Here is a 15,920-nt window from a genome sequence, read left to right as displayed (position 1 = left end):
GCGCAAGGAGTGGCGGCATGATGCGCTGTACGCTGTACAGGTGGCAAGCGACTTGTCGGTTCTGCTGGCGCATCGGTCAGGACACACGCTAGCTGCCGGAAGTCCTGCGCTTGAAAGTGTGAACCCGCTTTTCACCGCTTCGGTCACAACCTGCAGATGGCCTTGAAAGGCCGCGAACAGTCGTTAGCCGATGAGGTGATTGCATGCAGATATTCCAAGCGTTGCGTGAGAGCCATGACCGTCAGCGGGCGATGGCCGAGGCGTTGCTCGCCACCACGGGCGATTCCCCCGAGCGAGCCCAGCGTTACAGTGAGCTGAAGGACGAATTGCTGGCCCATGCCCGGGCCGAGGAGCGGTTCTTCTATTCGCCACTTATGAAGCACGACGCGGGCGTGGACCTGTCTCGCCATGGCGTGGCCGAGCACCATGAGATGGACGAGTTGCTGGAAACCCTGGAAGACACCGACCCATCCAGCCCATCGTGGATCGCCACGGCGCGCAGGCTCAAGGACAAGATCTTCCATCACCTGGAGGACGAAGAGCACACCTTCTTCCAGCAGGCCGGCAAGATGCTCACCGACCAGCAGAAGACCACCCTGGCCAACCAGTATGTGAAAGACTACGAGCAGGCGCTGGACTGACCGGCGTTTGCCCCGTGCTCGTCACTCGGCGAGCAGTTCACGCACCCGCGAGGCCAGCGCGTCGAGGCTGAACGGCTTGGTCAGTACGGTGATGCCGGGTGCCAGTTGCCCGTCGGTCAGCAGTGAATTCTCCGCATAACCGGTGATCAACAGCACCGGCATGGCCGGCCTGACCAGCCTTCCGGCGTCGGCCATCTGCCGGCCGTTCATGCCGCCGGGCAGGCCGACGTCACTTATCAGCAGGTCGATGACGGCGTCCGAGTGCAGCAGGCTGATGCCCGCTGCGCTGTCGCTGGCCTCGATGACCTTCAGGCCCAGCTCTTCCAGCACGTCCGTCACCAGCAGGCGAATGGTCGGCTCGTCATCGACCACCAGTACGGTCTTGCCTTGCCGCTCCGTCACGGGCTCGAGTGCGGCCATGGTGTCCGGCTCGGCCTCGCTTTGTGGGTTGCCGCTGTGGCGGGGCAGGTACAGAGTCACTACCGTGCCTTCGCCGACCACCGAGACGATGCGCATCTGCCCGCCGGATTGCTTGGCGAACCCATAGGCCATGGAAAGCCCCAGGCCGGTGCCTTCGCCGATCGGCTTGGTGGTGAAAAAGGGCTCCACCGCCCGGGCGACTACCTGCGGCGGCATGCCCACGCCTTCGTCGCTGACCGCCAGGCTCAGGTACGGCCCCTCGGGCAGGTTGAGCGCTGCGGCTTGGGGCGCGTCGATGTGCAGATTGCGGGTGGTGCTCTTGATCACGCCGCCGCTCGGCATGGCGTCCCGGGCGTTGATGCACAGGTTGAGCAGGGTGTTCTCCAACTGCGAGGCATCCACCAGTGCCGTCCACAGGTCGGCCTGCAGATCGCTTTCCAGGCGGATGCCCGGGCCGACAGTGCGCTGGATCATTTCCAACATGCCGGCGATCAGCGCGTTGGCGTCGGTGGGCTTGGGCAGCAGCGTCTGCCGGCGCGAAAAGGCCAGCAGGCGGTGGGTCAGGGCGGCGGCGCGGCGGGTGGCGGTTTCCGCGGCGCCCATGTACCGCCCGAGCTCGTGGAAGCGGCCCTGTTCGATACGCAGGTGCATCAGCTCCAATGCGCCGGAAATGCCCGCCAGCAAGTTGTTGAAGTCGTGGGCCAGGCCGCCGGTCAACTGGCCGATGGCTTCCATTTTCTGCGACTGGCGCAGCGACTCCTCGGCCATGTGCTGGGCAGTGACGTCGCGGCCGACGAAATGGAAGATTCGCCCTGATGGATCCGGCGCGGCGGTCCACATGAACGAGCGTGTCTCGCCGCTGTTGCTGCGCAAACGGCTGGTGAAGCCGCTAACCTTTTCGCCCTTGCCCAGGCGCTCCATGAGGTCGAGTACGTCGGCCCAGTCGTCCTCGACCACCACGTCGAGAAAAGGGATGCTCAGAAGCTTTTCCGCGTCCCAACCGAGCAACTGGGTCCAGGCCGGGTTGATGGTCTTGAAATAGCCGTCCAGTCCCGCCGAGCCCATCAGGTCATTGGTGCTTTCCCACAAGCGGTCGCGCTCGGCGGTGCGCTTGCGCAGTTCGGCGCGGTTGAGCTTCTCGCGGGTGATGTCGCGTGCCGAGCAGTAGGTCTTGCGGCCATCGGGCACGGCTACCCAGGACAACCAGCGCCATTCGCCGTTGCGGCAGCGGAAGCGATGTTCCAGACCCAACGCCGGCTCGCCGGCCTCCTTGAACTTGCGCCACACGTTTTGCGTGCCGGCCTGATCCTTGGGGTGGACGAATTCGAGGAAGTGCACGCTGGCCAGCTCTTCCTCGGACCAGCCCAAGGTGACCTGCCATGCCGGGTTAGTGGCTTCGAAGTAGCCGTCGTGGTTGAGCACGCCGAGCAGGTCGGGAGTGATCTGCCACGTACGGCCGCGTTCGAAGGTCTGGGCGATGACCTTCTGCTCCAGCTCGGCATTGAGCGCCATGACCCGGGCGATGGCCCGGTCACGTTCGCCTTCGATGGCGCGCCGCTCTTCGACGTTGATCAGCACGCCGGGAAAGCTCAGGCCCGTGCCATCGGCTGCCAATTCGACGCGGCCGTTGGCTTCCAGCCAGTAATAACGGCCATCGGCGCGGCGCACGCGGTACTGATGAGCGTAGGGGCCACCGCGGGCGATGGCCTGGCTGATCGCTTCGTGCAGGCTGTCGATGTCGTCGGGGTGAACCGTGGCGACCACCTGCTGCAGGCTTAGGCCGCTGCGGCCCATCGCCGGGTCGAGGCCGAAGCTGCGGGCGAACGCTTCGTCGACGGTGAATCGGTTGGTAGGCAAATCCCAGAACCAGGTGCCGATGATCGCTCCGGCGGCCAGCGCCAGTTGCACCCGTTCGGCGTTGGCAACGGCTGGCTGTTCGATGGTGACCACCTGAGTGGTTTCGATGGCCACGTTCAAAAAGCCGGCCACGGCTCCGCTCGCGTCGGTCAGTGGGCTGTAGGAAAAGGTCCAGTAGGTATCTTCGGGGTAGCCGTTGCGGTAGAGCACCAGCGGCATGTTCTCGTCATGCACGGGTTCTCCGCGAAGCACTCGTTCCACCAATGGACCAAGAGTCGGCCACACCTGGGCCCAGGCCGTCTCGATAGGCTGACCCAGTGCGCCAGGGTGCTGCTCGCCGAGAAGCGCTGCGTAGCAATCGTTGTAGAGAAAGGTTCGCTCGCGACCCCAGACTGCGCACATCGCAAAGCTGCTGTTGCGCATGATCGCGCAGGTTGTGCGCAGCTCGGTTGGCCAGTTGTGCTGAGCGCCCAGCGGAGTGGCGGCCCAATCGAAATCGTCGAAGATGTAAGGCACGGTGCGAACCTTGCGCTGGTAATGCGAGTCAGGCTGCAAGTGTGCCATTGGTAGGCACGCGGTAAACAGCAGCATCTGCGCTGATTTTCAGCGATTGACGATAATTCTGGCAGTGAAAGGCGAAACGTCGGCACAGGCTTGTACAGCGCCCATTCGATGTAGAACTTCTCGCCGCCTCGCTGCTCGAATCGAGGACAGGGGCGCTACATCCGGCCTCGCCAGCAGCGTGATAGGTAAGCCGATGCCGACAGGTGGCAAGCAGGACTTCCGGGTTGATAACGCCTCGTCAGGGGACATTTCCGGCTCGGGCAAGAACATCTTCTTCGCAGCGGTGGAAACCACCCGCATGCCGATGATCGTCACCGACCCCAATCGGCCCGACAACCCGATCATCTTCGCCAACAACGCCTTTTTGGAGATGACCGGTTACGACTCGGAAGAGATCGTCGGTAAGAACTGCCGATTCCTGCAGGGCTCGGAAACCGATCGCTCGGTGGTGACCCAGGTACGCGAGGCCATCCATGCGCGCCGGGAAATCTCGGTGGAATTGATCAACTACCGCAAGGACGGCTCCACGTTCTGGAATGCGCTGTTCATCTCGCCGGTGTACAACGATGCCGGCGAGCTGATCTACTTCTTTGCCTCGCAGCTGGACATCAGCCGCCGTCGCGATGCCGAGGAGGGCCTGCGCCAGGCGCAGAAGATGGAAGCGCTGGGCCAGCTGACCGGCGGCATCGCTCACGATTTCAACAACCTGCTGCAGGTGATGATCGGCTATCTGGAGGTGCTCGAGCGCTCGGCCAGCAAGCCCGAATACGATCAGGATCGTATCCTGCGTTGCGTCAACAACGCCCGCAACGCCGCCGACCGCGCTGCCACGCTGACCCAGCAACTGCTGGCGTTCTCGCGCAAGCAGAAGCTCGAAGGCCGGGTGCTCAACCTCAATGGCCTGATCAGCGGTTTTCAGGAGCTCGGCGAACGTACCCTGGGGCATGCCAATCTGCGCCTGACGCTCGACAAGACTCTGTGGAATTGCCGCATCGACCCGACCCAGGCCGAGGTGGCGTTCCTCAATATTCTGATCAACGCCCGCGACGCCCTGGAAGGGCGCGAGCAGCCCGTGGTGCATATCGAAACCAAGAACGTGACGGTCGAAGAACTGGGCAGCATGTCCTACGACGGGCTGATGCCCGGGCGTTACGTCAGCGTGGCGATCACCGACAACGGCATGGGTATGTCCGACAGCGTGAGCAGCCGGGTGATGGACCCGTTCTTCACCACCAAGGATGAAGGCAAGGGCTCCGGGCTCGGCCTGTCGATGGTCTATGGCTTCGTCAAGCAATCCGGTGGCACCGTGCGCATCTACTCCGAGGAGGGCGTGGGCACCACATTGCGCCTGTACTTCCCGGCCGACGACAGCCAGGTGATCCACAGCCCGGCCAAGGAACGTACCAACGAGCGCAACGGCACCGAGCGGGTGCTGGTGGTCGAGGACCGCCCTGACGTAGCCGACCTCGCCCGCATGGTGCTGGAGGACTACGGCTACGTCGCCGACATCGCCCTCAATGCGCGCGAAGCGCTGCTGCGCCTGGACGTGGCCGACTACGACCTGCTGTTCACCGATCTGATCATGCCCGGCGGCATGAACGGCGTGATGCTGGCGCGCGAAGCGCGGCGTCGCAAGCCGGGCCTCAAGGTGTTGCTGACCACCGGCTATGCGGAGAACTCGCTGGAACGCACCGATGCCGGCGGCAGCGAGTACGACGTGATCTCCAAGCCGTACGTGCCAAACGAGCTGGCGCGCAAGGTACGCCAGGTGATCGACGGGCCCACCGGCGTGGGTTGAAGCAGGCAGCCGCAGGCGCCGCAATGGCGCGCTGCGGCGCCGGACGAGTGGTCGCAAGACTATACGAACTGTTCTGCATGTATCCGCCTCACACAGGTATGGACAAATACATCAGCAGATTCAAGACGGAAACCGGCTGCCAGCTCGAACTTGAACGATGCCCTACCGGCATCTGCTTCAAGGCGATGTCCGCCGACGGGCAATGCCTAGGCCAACGGCACTTGAGTACGTCGCAACTGGGCAACGGCGCCCTCGTGCAAGCGGTGATGCTGGACTTCATTGCCCAGGTCAAGCGCTTGCAGGAACTCGACGGCATAACCGCTTCGATACCAACCGATCATCTCATTCAGGATGCCGACTCCGCTCCCAACCGCTGATTTCGGTTGCGGCATGCACAAATCCCCTCGCAAACGGCTGTTTCGCAGCTACCGTGCCTGAAGACGCGCTGTATAAAGTGGAGCCCTTTCGCTGGTACAGGCCGTCGCCCCATGAATCTCTGGTTTCGTCTTTTCCTGATGCTGTTGCGCCGGCCCTGGCGCAAACCCGTTTCGGCGTTCGATACCACCGTGGTGCGCATGCGCGTTTGGCCGCTGGATCTCGACCTGAATCGTCACGTCACCAACGGTCGCTACTTCACCCTCGCCGATATCGGGCGTATGGACTACGTGCTGCGCAGCGGCGCGTTCCGGGTGGCGCTCCGCCAGCGCGCGCTGCCCATCGTCGGTGACGTATGGGGCAAGTTTCGCCGAGAGTTGCGACTGTTCGAGCGCTTCGAAATCCACACCCGTATGCTGGGTTGGGACGACAAGTGGAGCTTCATGGAGCACCGCTTCGTCAAGGATGGCCGAGTGGCTTGCGTGGTGATCATGCGCGGCCTGTTTCGCGGCCGGCACGGCAACGTCCCGCCGGCCGACTTCGCCGTCGAGCTCGGCCTGCCAGAGCAATCGCCAGCGCTGGCGGACTGGCTCAGTGAATGGTCTGTGAGTTGCGACGGGTTGAGCGCTCAGCTGCGGGGTGAGGAGCAATAGGGGCGGGCGATTGCGTCAGGAGGAAAAACGCGGGCCGTCTGGCCCGCGTTTTTTTTGCAGCCTGGCCTTCAGGCCAGCGTCGCGAGGTCGGCGGCGTTGAAGCCTGGCAGCGGCTCGCCATTGCGCACCTTGTTGGCCCAGCCGGCATCGGAAATCAGCACGCGGCCTACGGCAATCAGGTCGAACTCCTCACGCTCCATGCGCAGGTGCAGGTTGTCCAGCACCGCAGCGCCGGAGCCCTTGCCGCCGAAGGCGCCGAAGAAGTCGCCGTCGAGCCCCACCGAGCCGACGCTGATGGTCGCCGCACCGGTGAGCTTCTTCGCCCAACCGGCGAAGTTCAGGCCCTCGGCGCCGTCCAGTTCCGGAAACTCCGGTTCCCAGAAACGCCGCTGCGAGCAGTGCAGTACATCCACGCCGGCCTCGACCAGCGGTGCCAGCCATTCGCTCATCTGTTCCGGCGTAGTGGCCAGGCGCGCGGCGTAGTCCTGCTGCTTCCACTGGCTGACACGCAGGATCAGCGGGAAGTCCTCGCCCACTGCGGCTCGTACCGCGCGAACCGCCTCGGCGGCGAAGCGCGAGCGCTCGGCGATCGTGGCACCGCCAAAGGCGTCGGTGCGGGTGTTGGTACCGGGCCAGAAGAACTGGTCGATCAGGTAACCGTGGGCGCCGTGCAGCTCCACGGTATCGAAGCCAAGGCGCTTGGCATCGGCAGCGGCCTTGGCGAAGGCGGCCACCGTGTCGGCGATGTCTTCCAGGCTCATTTCCGTGCCGCGCGGATCATTCGGCCCCACCAGCCCGCTTGGGCTCTCCACCGGTGCTTCAGGCTCCCAGCCGCCCTGGCCACGGGTCGAGCCGGTGTGCCAGATCTGCGGCCCGATAAGCCCGCCAGCGGCATGCACGGCCTTTGCTATTTCACCCCAGCCGGCCAGCGCCACGTCGCCGTGGAAGAAGGGGATGCCCGGCATGTTGCGCGAGGCCGGGCGGTCGATCACCGTGCCCTCGGTGAGAATCAGGCCGACACCGCCTTCGGCGCGGCGGCGGTAGTACTCGGCATGTGCCTCGGCTGGAATACCTTTTGGCGCCATGGCGCGGGTCATCGGCGCCATGACGATACGGTTGGGGAGTGCCAGGCTTTTCAGCTTGAAAGGGCTGAACAGAACGTCATCGGACATGGAGACCTCATCTCGGTTGAATGGCCGCTGCAGTCAGCGGCTGCTGCTTGCACGTCAAGGTAGGGCTGGAGGACTGGGCGCGCGATGCCGGCCGCAATCGACAGCGAAGCGCCGCCATATGCCCATGACCTTTATCGCGTTGCAAGCGTTGGCGCGCCGCTGATACGTACGCCATTCATAGCGCGAATACCGAGACAGGTTGCCGTCGATGATTAAGATTATGTTCATAATCTTTTTTGTCAATTCTTTTTGATTATGATCGACATCTATGTATAGTGAGGTCACTGAATCGAGCATCAATGCAGAGGCGGCGATATGCGCGTGAGCAAAGCCCAGGCCCAGGCGAACCGGGCGCTGATCGTGGAAACGGCATCGCAGCTGTTCCGTGAGCGGGGTTTCGACGGCGTGGGCGTAGCGGAGCTGATGGCTGCTGCTGGCTTCACCCATGGCGGCTTCTACAAGCACTTCGCTTCCAAGGCGGAGCTGATGGCGGAGTCCGCGGCCTGCGGCATCGCGCAAACCCTGGAGCGCAGCCAAGAGCTGAATGCGCAGCGGTTCTTCGATCTCTATCTGACGCGCAAGCACCGCGATACCCGCGACCACGGCTGCACGCTTTCCGCCCTTGGCGGCGATGCGGCGCGCCAGCCCGAAGCGCTGAAGACCATCTTCGCCGACGCCATCGAGGCCCTGCTCACCAGCTTGGCGCGCAATGGCGAGCAGGAAGCGGACGAGCAGCAGCGGGCCAGGCTCATTGGCCAGCTCTCCCAGGCCGTTGGCGCCATCGTGCTGTCACGCGCCTGCCCGGATGACTCGCCCCTGGCCGATGAAATCCTCAGCGCCTGCCGCGCGCCGCAGCCCGACGGTACACGCTGACACGCCGTTCACCGATGCGCATTCGCCACGTACAGGGAGACCGCCATGACCCTTCACTACCTCGATGACCTCACCCCCGGGCAGCGTTTCACCGGCGCCACCCGGGCGCGCGTCGACGAAGACGCCATCAAGGCTTTTGCCCGTGAGTTCGACCCGCAGCCTTTTCATCTCGATAACGAAGCAGCGCGACAGTCGCTGTTCGGCTCGCTGGCGGCCAGTGGCTGGCACACTGCGGCAATGACCATGCGCCTGCTGGTGGACTGCGAGCCGAAGCTGGCCGGCGGCATCATCGGCGCCGGTTTCGACGAACTGCGGTGGCCGCTGCCGGTGCGGCCCGGCGATGAGCTACGGGTCGAGCTCGAGGTGCTGGAGGTGCGACCGTCCAGGAGCAAACCTACCCAGGGCCTGGTCAAGCTGCGCACCACCACCCTGAATCAGCACGATCAGGTCGTACAGGTTTCCGTGGGCAATCTGGTGGTGCAGCGGCGTAGTTGAGCGACATACCTGACTCGCTGGCGTTCCAATGCACTGCCAGCGAGGCAGGCTGCTGGCACTGTTCGGATAGTTGCTGAAGCACGCTGATCGAGCCAAATCTCTCTCCAGACAGTATGATGGCGTATAGCTATGTCGTGCCGCAGCATAGGACGCTTCGTACCGCCGGGAGAGGGCATGGATTCGCTGAGCAAACCGCAACTCAAGGAGCTGGTGCGACGGGTGATCGTCGCCCAGGGTAATGCCTTCATCAAGGAGCTGCTGCGCAGCACCACGGCCAGAATCGGCGCGACCAAGGAGGACTTCGCTGCCAACCTGGATGCCGCCATCGATGCCGACGAGCTGACCCAGGAAAAGCTCGAAGCCTGGCTGGCGGAAGTCGAGGGTTGGGGCGACCAGCACCTTTATCTGATCGCGCCGCCCGAGGTGGATGGGGCGCGGCTGGCCGCCGGTATCGCCGCGAGCCCTCATGCCGAAGCGCTCGGCGCCAGCGCCAGCCTGGATTTCCCGGAGGCCCTGACGCTCACCCATATCGCGTTGTCCGACACTAGCCTGTCGCTGCTCTGGCATCAGGGCAAGGCCGGCTGGAATCGCTTCAAACCCAAAGATTTCACCCTTGAAGAAGGGCTGGAGCACTACCGCTTCGACGCCTACCGGCAGCGCCTGGATCGCAGCGTGGTGCGCTTCGAATGGCGCTTTGCCGATTCTTACTGCCTGGTACTGATTCACCGCAACCCCGAGATCGATCACAAGGCGGTCTTTCAGGACATCCGCCGCACGCTGGCCACCATCGGTTGCCCGGACGCCCCGGCGAAACCCATTCCCCTCGACCAGGCCGTCAAGGTGGCGGCGAGCAAGGGTAAGGGCGTGCATTCGACCCGCTTCGAACTCGATGGCGGCTATGTGGAGATGGCCTCGACCCTGGCCGACGGCGGCATCGACGCCGTGGAACCGGTGCGTGTGGTGCTGCAGGCGGTGGACACCGGCCAGTTCGACCGTGCCCAGGGCATGCTGCATTTCGCCGCCGAAGAACACGGCACCAGTCGGCGCATCGCCGTGCAGGTCTATGGCCGTGAAGCGCGGCTGCGCATCTGGGCGCAGTGCAAGCGTGAAGACGTGCTGCGCATCGTCGAGCTGCTCTGGGCGTATAACAGCGCGCCATGAACAGTGCACGGCCAGACCGCTGGCAGGCGGAAATCGACCGGCGGCTGGGTCAGGGCGTCGAGCTGGAGTTCACCCAGGCGCAGTTCGCCCAAGCGGTCGAGGCGTCGCCCGACGACAGCGGGTTACAGGCATTTCTCGATGGCCTGGCCAGCGCCCAGGCCGCCGAGCGCCGCGATGCCTATCGTTGCCCCATGGCGGGGTGCGCGCGTTTGTTGCCGGCAGGCGTGGCCAATACGGTCTGCCCGTTCTGCCAAGCCGACTTTCAGCAGCAGGGCGTCGAGCCCGAGGTCGAACCCAACTACCGGCTGGTGGGTGAGAGCAGCCGCGACATTCGCTGGGTGATCGTGATCCATGGCATGAACAGCCGGGCCAAATGGCAGGAAGCGTTCAGTTGGGAAATCGCCAACCGGCTCAGCTATTCGGCGCCGGTGCTGATCTACAAGTACGGCTGGGCGACCATCGACGTGTTCGCCCGCTGGCTGCATGAACGCCTTGCCAGACGCCTGGGCGAGCGCATGCGCATCGCCATCGCAGAGGCGCAAAAGAGCCGTCTGCCCGACAGGCCGGACATCATCGCCCACAGTTTTGGCACGCTGCTGCTGGCGCGGGTGCTGGAGAACCCCGAGTTCGCCGACCTGAAGTTCGGTCGCATCATCACCGCAGCGAGCATCGTGCGCCCGGATTTCGACTGGGATCGGCTCATCCAGCAGGGGCGGGTGGAGGCGGTGCTCAACCATGTCGGCGGTCAGGATCGCGCCGTGCCGTTCGCTCAGTACGCCATTCCCGGCGCCGGGCCGGGCGGGACGGTGGGCTACCTGGCGGCGTCGACGCTCAACGTGCGCGCCGACGGGTACGGTCACTCGGGATTCTTCATCCCGGAAAACCTCGGCGTGGCCATCTCGCGGGACGGTCTCTGGCAGGGCTTTTTGACCCGCCCGCTGGCGCACTTTCGCCCGGCTGGTGCCTTCGTTGCCGAGCCGCACTGGCGACCGGCGCCGTTGCTGGCAAGGGTGTGCACGCGGGCGCTGGCCTATGGGCTGTTCTGGGTGCTGGCGCCGTTCTCGTGGCTACGGCGCAAGATCGATCCTTAGAGGTTTCTCGAGGGGAAAGCCGAATACTGGGAATCGAACACGTGCAGCCTATAGGTGAGCTCCTGTGGGAGCGGGCCATGCCCGAGAAAAAAACGCCGGCATGGGCTAGGTGTCGCCTCCCGCTCCCGCAGTTAGTTACTCAGGCAGCGATGCATGGCCTGCACGGCCCGATCCGCCCACCATTGCTGATCGCATCGGCAGACGACCAGAGCGCCACCCACCTGATCGCTCAAATCCGCGGCGCGCTCTTGATCGTCGACAGGGCGCGTTCGATGGCTTCGTGGGGAGTCGAGGGCATGGGTTGCTCGACGTAGTTGTACTTGCTGTTGTCGAGAACCAGCACCTGGGCCTTTTTAGCCAGCTTGTCGACGTCGTAGCCCAGGTCGATGCAGGCGCCCAGCATGGCCATTATGGCCTGTTCGAGCACTCGTTCACTCTGTGTAGCCATTTGCGCACCTCGGTCATGGCCTGTAGCTGGCCGGCTTGGGCACGGATGATTCCATGCCCTACTGGTGAGGTATGACTACGGACGAGGCGCAAGGATTCAGGAGAAGTTGGCGGTTGCGGCCGGCCTGCCGATGAGTGACCGGTCGGGCTCAACCCTGAGCACGGAAACCGCGATTGTGGCGAGAAAATGGAGAGCGCTCGCACAGTGCCATAACCGCCAGGATGCTAAGATGCTCGCCGCCTTTCGCAGCATGCGCACCATGCGCCAGGCCAGGAAGGCCGAACATTCCCATCATGGACATGCATTGAGCAGACGATGAACAAATTAGCAGCAGTAGCAGTAGGGCTGGTGGCGGTTGGCGCACTCAGCACGGCCGGCGCCTGGTACACCGGCACCCAGTTGCCCGGCGTTCTCAACGACCTCATCGAGGAATCCAACCGCCAGGGCGCCGAAGCGCTGCTGGGCACCGGAGCCAGCTTCAAGCTGGAGTTGGTGTCGCTGGAGACCCGTCTGTTCACCAGCACCGCACGCTACAAATTCAGCTTCGATGCGCCGTCCGAAGAGGGCGAGACGCGGCATATGGAAGTGCTGCTGCTGGACAACATCGAGCACGGCCCGCTGCCGCTGTCGCGCCTGATGCGCCTGAACCTGTGGCCGGTCATGGTCGCCAGCAATTACCAGCTGGAACCCAACGAGCTGACCCAGAAGTGGTTCGATGCCGCCAAGGGCGCCGCGCCGCTCACTGGCCAGGCCAGCCTGGGTTACGACGGTGCCAGCCGTGGCTCACTGGTGCTGACGCCGCTGGATTTCGCGCCGTCGCCAACCTCTACGGTCAAGTTCTCCGGCATGACCCTGGACTTCGAGGCCAGCAAGCACGCCAAGGAAGTGCAGGTCAGCGGCACCATGGACAGCCTGTCGATCACCAGCACCGAGGACACGCCGGTACAGGCCGACCTGCATGGCCTGACCGTGACCAGCGACCAGCGCCTGGGTAGCGCCGATTTCTACGTCGGCGACAGCAGCATCAAGCTGGCCACCGCGCAGATCAAGGTCGGCGACAAGCCAGCCGTGCTGATCAAGGACATCGCCCAGGTCGGCAGCCTGCAGGAAAGCGGCAACATGCTCAACGGGCAGATCGGCTATGACCTGGGCATGGTCAGCTACGACGGCAAGGACATCGGCGGCCTGCGCACCCTGTGGGCCATCAAGAACTTCGACAGCGCGGCGCTGCAGTCGCTGTTCAAGCTCTACCAGGACAAGCTGACGCCCATCCAGAAAGCCCAGGCCCTGGGTGAAGAGGCCCCCGCGCTCGACTTTTCGGCCGACGAAGAGGCGCGCATGAAGGCCGACCTGGAGAAGCTGCTGGCCGGCAAACCACAGCTGGCGCTGGACAACTTCACCCTCACCACGCCCCATGGCCAGGCCTCGCTGCGGGTGGTGGTGGACATGGACAAGCCAGAATCCTTCGAGCTGCCGCCAGACGAGCTGGGCCGGCAACTGATCGGCCAGCTGGATGCCAAACTGTCGGTCGCCAAGGCGGTGATCGGCGATGGCGTGCGTATCCAGGCGATGGTCGAAGGCGTCACCGATGCCCAGGCTGTCGAGCAGCAGGCGGCGATGATGACCGAGATGGGCAGCGGCATGGCCCTCGGCACTGGCCTGGTGACCCTGGAAGGCGAGACCCTGCAGTCGACCCTGCATTACGCCGACAACAAGGTGACCTTCAACGGCCAGGACATGAGCGTCGACGAGTTCGTCATGCTGGTGATGTCCAAGACCGGCGGCATGGGCGGTGGCCTGGGTGATGATGCGTCGGCCTACGGCGATGACGCCCCGCAAGACATGGGCGGCTACGACGACGGCGCCGATACCCAGGCGCCTGATCAGGCTGAGTGATCCCATCGCGTGATGGCAAAAAAGCCAGTCGAAGGACTGGCTTTTTTGTGGGTGAGGTGCGGGCTTAGAAGCTGTATTTGGCGGTCAGCATCAGGTTGCGCGGCGTGCCGTAGGTGTCGCCGCCGTACTCAATCGATGTGGAAATCGACGAGTAGTATTTCTTGTCGAAGATGTTGTTGGCGTTGAGCTGCAGATCCAGATTTTCGTTCACCGCATAACCTGCCATCAGGTTGGTGAGGGCATAGGCGCCCTGCTTGAGGCGGTAGCTGCTGCCGTCGTCCAGCGCGATGTCGTTGTACATACGGCTCTGCCAGGACATATTGCCGCCGACGCGCAGTTTCTCCAGCGGGCCTTGGAAACGGTAGACGGTGGAAAGCTTGAACAGGTGCTCCGGCATGTCGGTGTCGAAGCGCTTTTTCTCGTTTTGCGGGTTGGCGGCATCCTTCAAGGTGTGCACGCGGGCGTAGGTATAGCCTGCTCCGAGCTGCCAGTTTTCGGTAAGGGCGCCTTGGATTTCAAGATCGATCCCCTGACTTCTTACCTCGCCGGAGGCCAGATAGCAGGCGGTCTGCGGACAGCCTATCCTGGAAGTTTCCACCGCACGGTTCTCTTGGTCGATGCGGAAAAGAGCTGCGCTGGCGTTGAGGGCGCCATCGAAGTATTCACCCTTGATGCCCACCTCGTAGTTCTTGCCCTCGATGGGCCTGACTGGTGAGCCGGTGATGTCTTTTTCGGTTTGTGGCTTGAAAATGTCGCTGTAGCTCACATAGACCGAATGGTGGTCGTCCAGGTCGTAGATCAGCCCGGCTAGACGGGTGACGTTACGAGTGACCTTGTAGTCGGCATCCGAGCGTTCCTTGTCGTCGTAGTCGTACCAGTCCAGGCGGCCGCCGAGGATCAGTTTCAGGGGGTCGGCCAGGCTCAGGCGGGTGGTCAGGTACACGCCGTCCTCGGTAGTAACCGTGCGCTTGCTGCCGGTGCGCGTGAAGTCCGGTTTTCCACCGTCTACAGGCCAGTTGGTCACATAAGGGCTGTAGCTGTGGGTATTCATGTCTGTGATGCGCTTGCTGGCGCCTACCACCATTTCATGGGTGCGCCCAAAGGCCTCGAACGGGCCACTGAAGAAACTATCCAAACCGAGCTTGTGCTCGTCGTACTTGGCCTGCCAGACGGTTCGCTCCAAGGATCTCGTTGTTTCGTCGAATCGAGATTGGTATGAGCCCGAGAACAGCGCATTCAGGTCGGAATAATTGGCATTGACCTGCAGCTTCCAGTCATTTGCCAACTGTTGACGCAGTTCGGCGAACAGCGTGTTGGTTTCCTGCTCCTTGTTTTCCCAATCTGTGCCTGGGTTGTAGGAGCGCGGCAGATCCTGGTGGCGACCGTCGAGGCCTACCAGCGAGGCACCCCAGAAATTGTTGGTCTTGTCCTTCTGATGGGAAAAGCCGACTGCCAGGGTGGTGTCGTCGCTCAGGTCCGCCTCGGTAATGGCGTAGAACAAACCGTGATCTTCCTCGGCGCCGTCGACGAAGCTATTGGCGTCGCGGTAGGAGGTCACTACCCGGCCGCGCAGGGTACCGCTTTCGTTGAGCGGACTGGAGGCGTCGACTTCGCCACGGTAATCATCCCAGCTACCCGCTGCGCCGGTGAGGGTGACGTGCTGATCGGCCAGCGGGCGCTTGCGCACCATATTGACCGCCGCCGAAGGGTTGCCTGCACCGGTGACCAGGCCGGTGGCGCCGCGCACGATTTCCACCCGGTCGAACATCGCCAGGTTCGGTTGCACGCCCACACCTACGCCGTTGTAGCCGCTGGGGATGCTGTCATACATCAGGTTGTCAATCTCGAAACCGCGGGCGTAGTAGGTCTGCCGGCCTGGGCCGCTGGAGTAGCTGAGAAACACACCCGGCGCGGCGTCGATGGCGTCATTGATGCTGGTCATACCTTGATCATCCATACGCTGCCGCGTGATCACGGTGACCGCCTGAGGCGTTTCGCGCATGGTCATGGGCAGCTTGGTGGCGGTGGACATGGCGCCTGTGGTGTAGGAGCGCGAGCCTTCGGTGGTGCTGCCCAGCTGAGTGTTGGTAATTTCGGTGGCGCCCAGTTCCATCACGCCGACGGCACTGTCCGGCGCCTCGCTGCTCTGCTGGGCCAGGGCCGGCGCCATGGTGGCCATGCAGATGGCCAAGGCCAGGTGGTTGCGGGGCGCAGCGAAGCAGCGAGGTGGGGCGAGACGCGACATGACGGGTTCCCTGTTGAGCGAGTAGGAGGCGTTATGATTGTGAGAATCGTTATTATTATAATCTCAAGATGTGTCCGGATGACAAAGCGCGAATTCATCGACTCATCAAGGGTTTATCGATAAAGGCGGTGGGCCGCCGTGCAATGAGGGTGTTCACGATGATTGGCGAACCAGAGAACGGCGATCCGAAACCTGTGCTCAGACCCGCGCGGGTCACCGATCTACCGGCTA

13 protein-coding genes are annotated in these 15,920 nt (G+C 63.4%); 9 read left to right on the top strand and 4 right to left on the bottom strand.

Annotation, left to right across the window (positions count from 1 at the left end):
* The first annotated feature begins 203 nt into the window (after positions 1 to 203).
* Positions 204 to 641 (top strand): hemerythrin domain-containing protein, encoded by a 438-nt coding sequence (locus BVH06_RS19335; RefSeq protein WP_075935178.1) that lies wholly within the window; start codon positions 204 to 206, stop codon positions 639 to 641.
* Positions 642 to 662: 21 nt separating this feature from the next.
* Here the strand turns inward: BVH06_RS19335 and BVH06_RS19330 are convergent, their stop codons facing one another.
* Positions 663 to 3,482 (bottom strand): PAS domain-containing protein, encoded by a 2,820-nt coding sequence (locus BVH06_RS19330; RefSeq protein ID WP_256562760.1) that lies wholly within the window; start codon positions 3,480 to 3,482, stop codon positions 663 to 665.
* Between the two features lie 193 nt (positions 3,483 to 3,675).
* On the opposite strand from BVH06_RS19330, the gene BVH06_RS19325 reads away from it, so the two are divergent.
* The 3 genes from BVH06_RS19325 to BVH06_RS19315 all read left to right on the top strand — a co-directional run bounded on the left by BVH06_RS19325 (position 3,676) and on the right by BVH06_RS19315 (position 6,308).
* Entirely contained in the window at positions 3,676 to 5,280 is a 1,605-nt protein-coding gene (locus BVH06_RS19325) for a histidine kinase famiy protein (RefSeq protein ID WP_075935177.1), read from the top strand.
* Between the two features lie 98 nt (positions 5,281 to 5,378).
* Entirely contained in the window at positions 5,379 to 5,657 is a 279-nt protein-coding gene (locus BVH06_RS19320; protein WP_218189502.1) for a hypothetical protein, read from the top strand.
* A 111-nt stretch (positions 5,658 to 5,768) separates the two neighbouring features.
* A complete protein-coding gene (locus BVH06_RS19315; RefSeq protein ID WP_075935175.1) occupies positions 5,769 to 6,308 on the top strand; it encodes a thioesterase family protein in 540 nt (179 codons plus the stop codon).
* Between the two features lie 68 nt (positions 6,309 to 6,376).
* On the opposite strand, the gene BVH06_RS19310 is transcribed toward BVH06_RS19315, so the two are convergent.
* The gene (locus BVH06_RS19310; protein WP_075935174.1) at positions 6,377 to 7,480 is read right to left on the bottom strand and encodes an NADH:flavin oxidoreductase; all 1,104 of its coding nucleotides are present in this window, start codon (positions 7,478 to 7,480) and stop codon (positions 6,377 to 6,379) included.
* A gap of 315 nt (positions 7,481 to 7,795) precedes the next feature.
* Between BVH06_RS19310 and BVH06_RS19305 the strand changes: the two genes are divergently transcribed.
* The 4 genes from BVH06_RS19305 to BVH06_RS19290 all read left to right on the top strand — a co-directional run bounded on the left by BVH06_RS19305 (position 7,796) and on the right by BVH06_RS19290 (position 11,100).
* Positions 7,796 to 8,353, top strand: a complete 558-nt coding sequence (locus BVH06_RS19305; RefSeq protein ID WP_075935173.1) for a TetR/AcrR family transcriptional regulator — start codon at positions 7,796 to 7,798, stop codon at positions 8,351 to 8,353.
* A 45-nt stretch (positions 8,354 to 8,398) separates the two neighbouring features.
* A complete protein-coding gene (locus tag BVH06_RS19300; protein ID WP_075935172.1) occupies positions 8,399 to 8,848 on the top strand; it encodes a MaoC family dehydratase in 450 nt (149 codons plus the stop codon).
* A 174-nt stretch (positions 8,849 to 9,022) separates the two neighbouring features.
* Positions 9,023 to 10,009 carry a hypothetical protein gene (locus BVH06_RS19295; protein ID WP_075930785.1) on the top strand — a complete coding sequence of 329 codons (987 nt, stop codon included), beginning with the start codon at positions 9,023 to 9,025 and terminating at the stop codon, positions 10,007 to 10,009.
* On the top strand, positions 10,006 to 11,100 hold the full coding sequence (locus BVH06_RS19290) for a hypothetical protein (RefSeq protein ID WP_075935171.1): 1,095 nt from the start codon (positions 10,006 to 10,008) through the stop codon (positions 11,098 to 11,100). Before BVH06_RS19295 ends, BVH06_RS19290 begins: the two co-directional genes overlap by 4 nt.
* A gap of 229 nt (positions 11,101 to 11,329) precedes the next feature.
* Here BVH06_RS19290 and BVH06_RS19285 read toward each other — a convergent pair whose 3' ends face one another.
* Positions 11,330 to 11,548, bottom strand: a complete 219-nt coding sequence (locus tag BVH06_RS19285; protein ID WP_139315684.1) for a hypothetical protein — start codon at positions 11,546 to 11,548, stop codon at positions 11,330 to 11,332.
* A 315-nt stretch (positions 11,549 to 11,863) separates the two neighbouring features.
* Between BVH06_RS19285 and BVH06_RS19280 the strand changes: the two genes are divergently transcribed.
* Positions 11,864 to 13,444 carry a YdgA family protein gene (locus BVH06_RS19280; protein WP_075935170.1) on the top strand — a complete coding sequence of 527 codons (1,581 nt, stop codon included), beginning with the start codon at positions 11,864 to 11,866 and terminating at the stop codon, positions 13,442 to 13,444.
* Positions 13,445 to 13,508: 64 nt separating this feature from the next.
* Here BVH06_RS19280 and BVH06_RS19275 read toward each other — a convergent pair whose 3' ends face one another.
* Positions 13,509 to 15,689: a TonB-dependent siderophore receptor gene (locus tag BVH06_RS19275; RefSeq protein WP_075935169.1), complete on the bottom strand. Its 2,181-nt coding sequence runs from the start codon at positions 15,687 to 15,689 to the stop codon at positions 13,509 to 13,511.
* Positions 15,690 to 15,920 lie beyond the last annotated feature (231 nt).

It is taken from the genome of Pseudomonas sp. PA27(2017) (assembly GCF_001945445.1).
Taxonomy (GTDB): Bacteria; Pseudomonadota; Gammaproteobacteria; order Pseudomonadales; family Pseudomonadaceae; genus Aquipseudomonas.
This window is presented reverse-complemented; position numbering and strand designations above follow the sequence as displayed.

Bases quoted from the DNA above. Each gene is read 5' to 3' on its own strand.
- BVH06_RS19325 (WP_075935177.1), top strand. From the start codon at position 3,676: ATGCCGACAGGTGGCAAGCAGGACTTCCGGGTTGATAACGCCTCGTCA.
- BVH06_RS19280 (WP_075935170.1), top strand. From the start codon at position 11,864: ATGAACAAATTAGCAGCAGTAGCAGTAGGGCTGGTGGCGGTTGGCGCA.
- BVH06_RS19295 (WP_075930785.1), top strand. From the start codon at position 9,023: ATGGATTCGCTGAGCAAACCGCAACTCAAGGAGCTGGTGCGACGGGTG.
- BVH06_RS19330 (WP_256562760.1), bottom strand. From the start codon at position 3,482: ATGGCACACTTGCAGCCTGACTCGCATTACCAGCGCAAGGTTCGCACC.
- BVH06_RS19315 (WP_075935175.1), top strand. From the start codon at position 5,769: ATGAATCTCTGGTTTCGTCTTTTCCTGATGCTGTTGCGCCGGCCCTGG.
- BVH06_RS19285 (WP_139315684.1), bottom strand. From the start codon at position 11,548: ATGGCTACACAGAGTGAACGAGTGCTCGAACAGGCCATAATGGCCATG.
- BVH06_RS19335 (WP_075935178.1), top strand. From the start codon at position 204: ATGCAGATATTCCAAGCGTTGCGTGAGAGCCATGACCGTCAGCGGGCG.
- BVH06_RS19310 (WP_075935174.1), bottom strand. From the start codon at position 7,480: ATGTCCGATGACGTTCTGTTCAGCCCTTTCAAGCTGAAAAGCCTGGCA.
- BVH06_RS19300 (WP_075935172.1), top strand. From the start codon at position 8,399: ATGACCCTTCACTACCTCGATGACCTCACCCCCGGGCAGCGTTTCACC.
- BVH06_RS19290 (WP_075935171.1), top strand. From the start codon at position 10,006: ATGAACAGTGCACGGCCAGACCGCTGGCAGGCGGAAATCGACCGGCGG.
- BVH06_RS19305 (WP_075935173.1), top strand. From the start codon at position 7,796: ATGCGCGTGAGCAAAGCCCAGGCCCAGGCGAACCGGGCGCTGATCGTG.
- BVH06_RS19320 (WP_218189502.1), top strand. From the start codon at position 5,379: ATGGACAAATACATCAGCAGATTCAAGACGGAAACCGGCTGCCAGCTC.
- BVH06_RS19275 (WP_075935169.1), bottom strand. From the start codon at position 15,689: ATGTCGCGTCTCGCCCCACCTCGCTGCTTCGCTGCGCCCCGCAACCAC.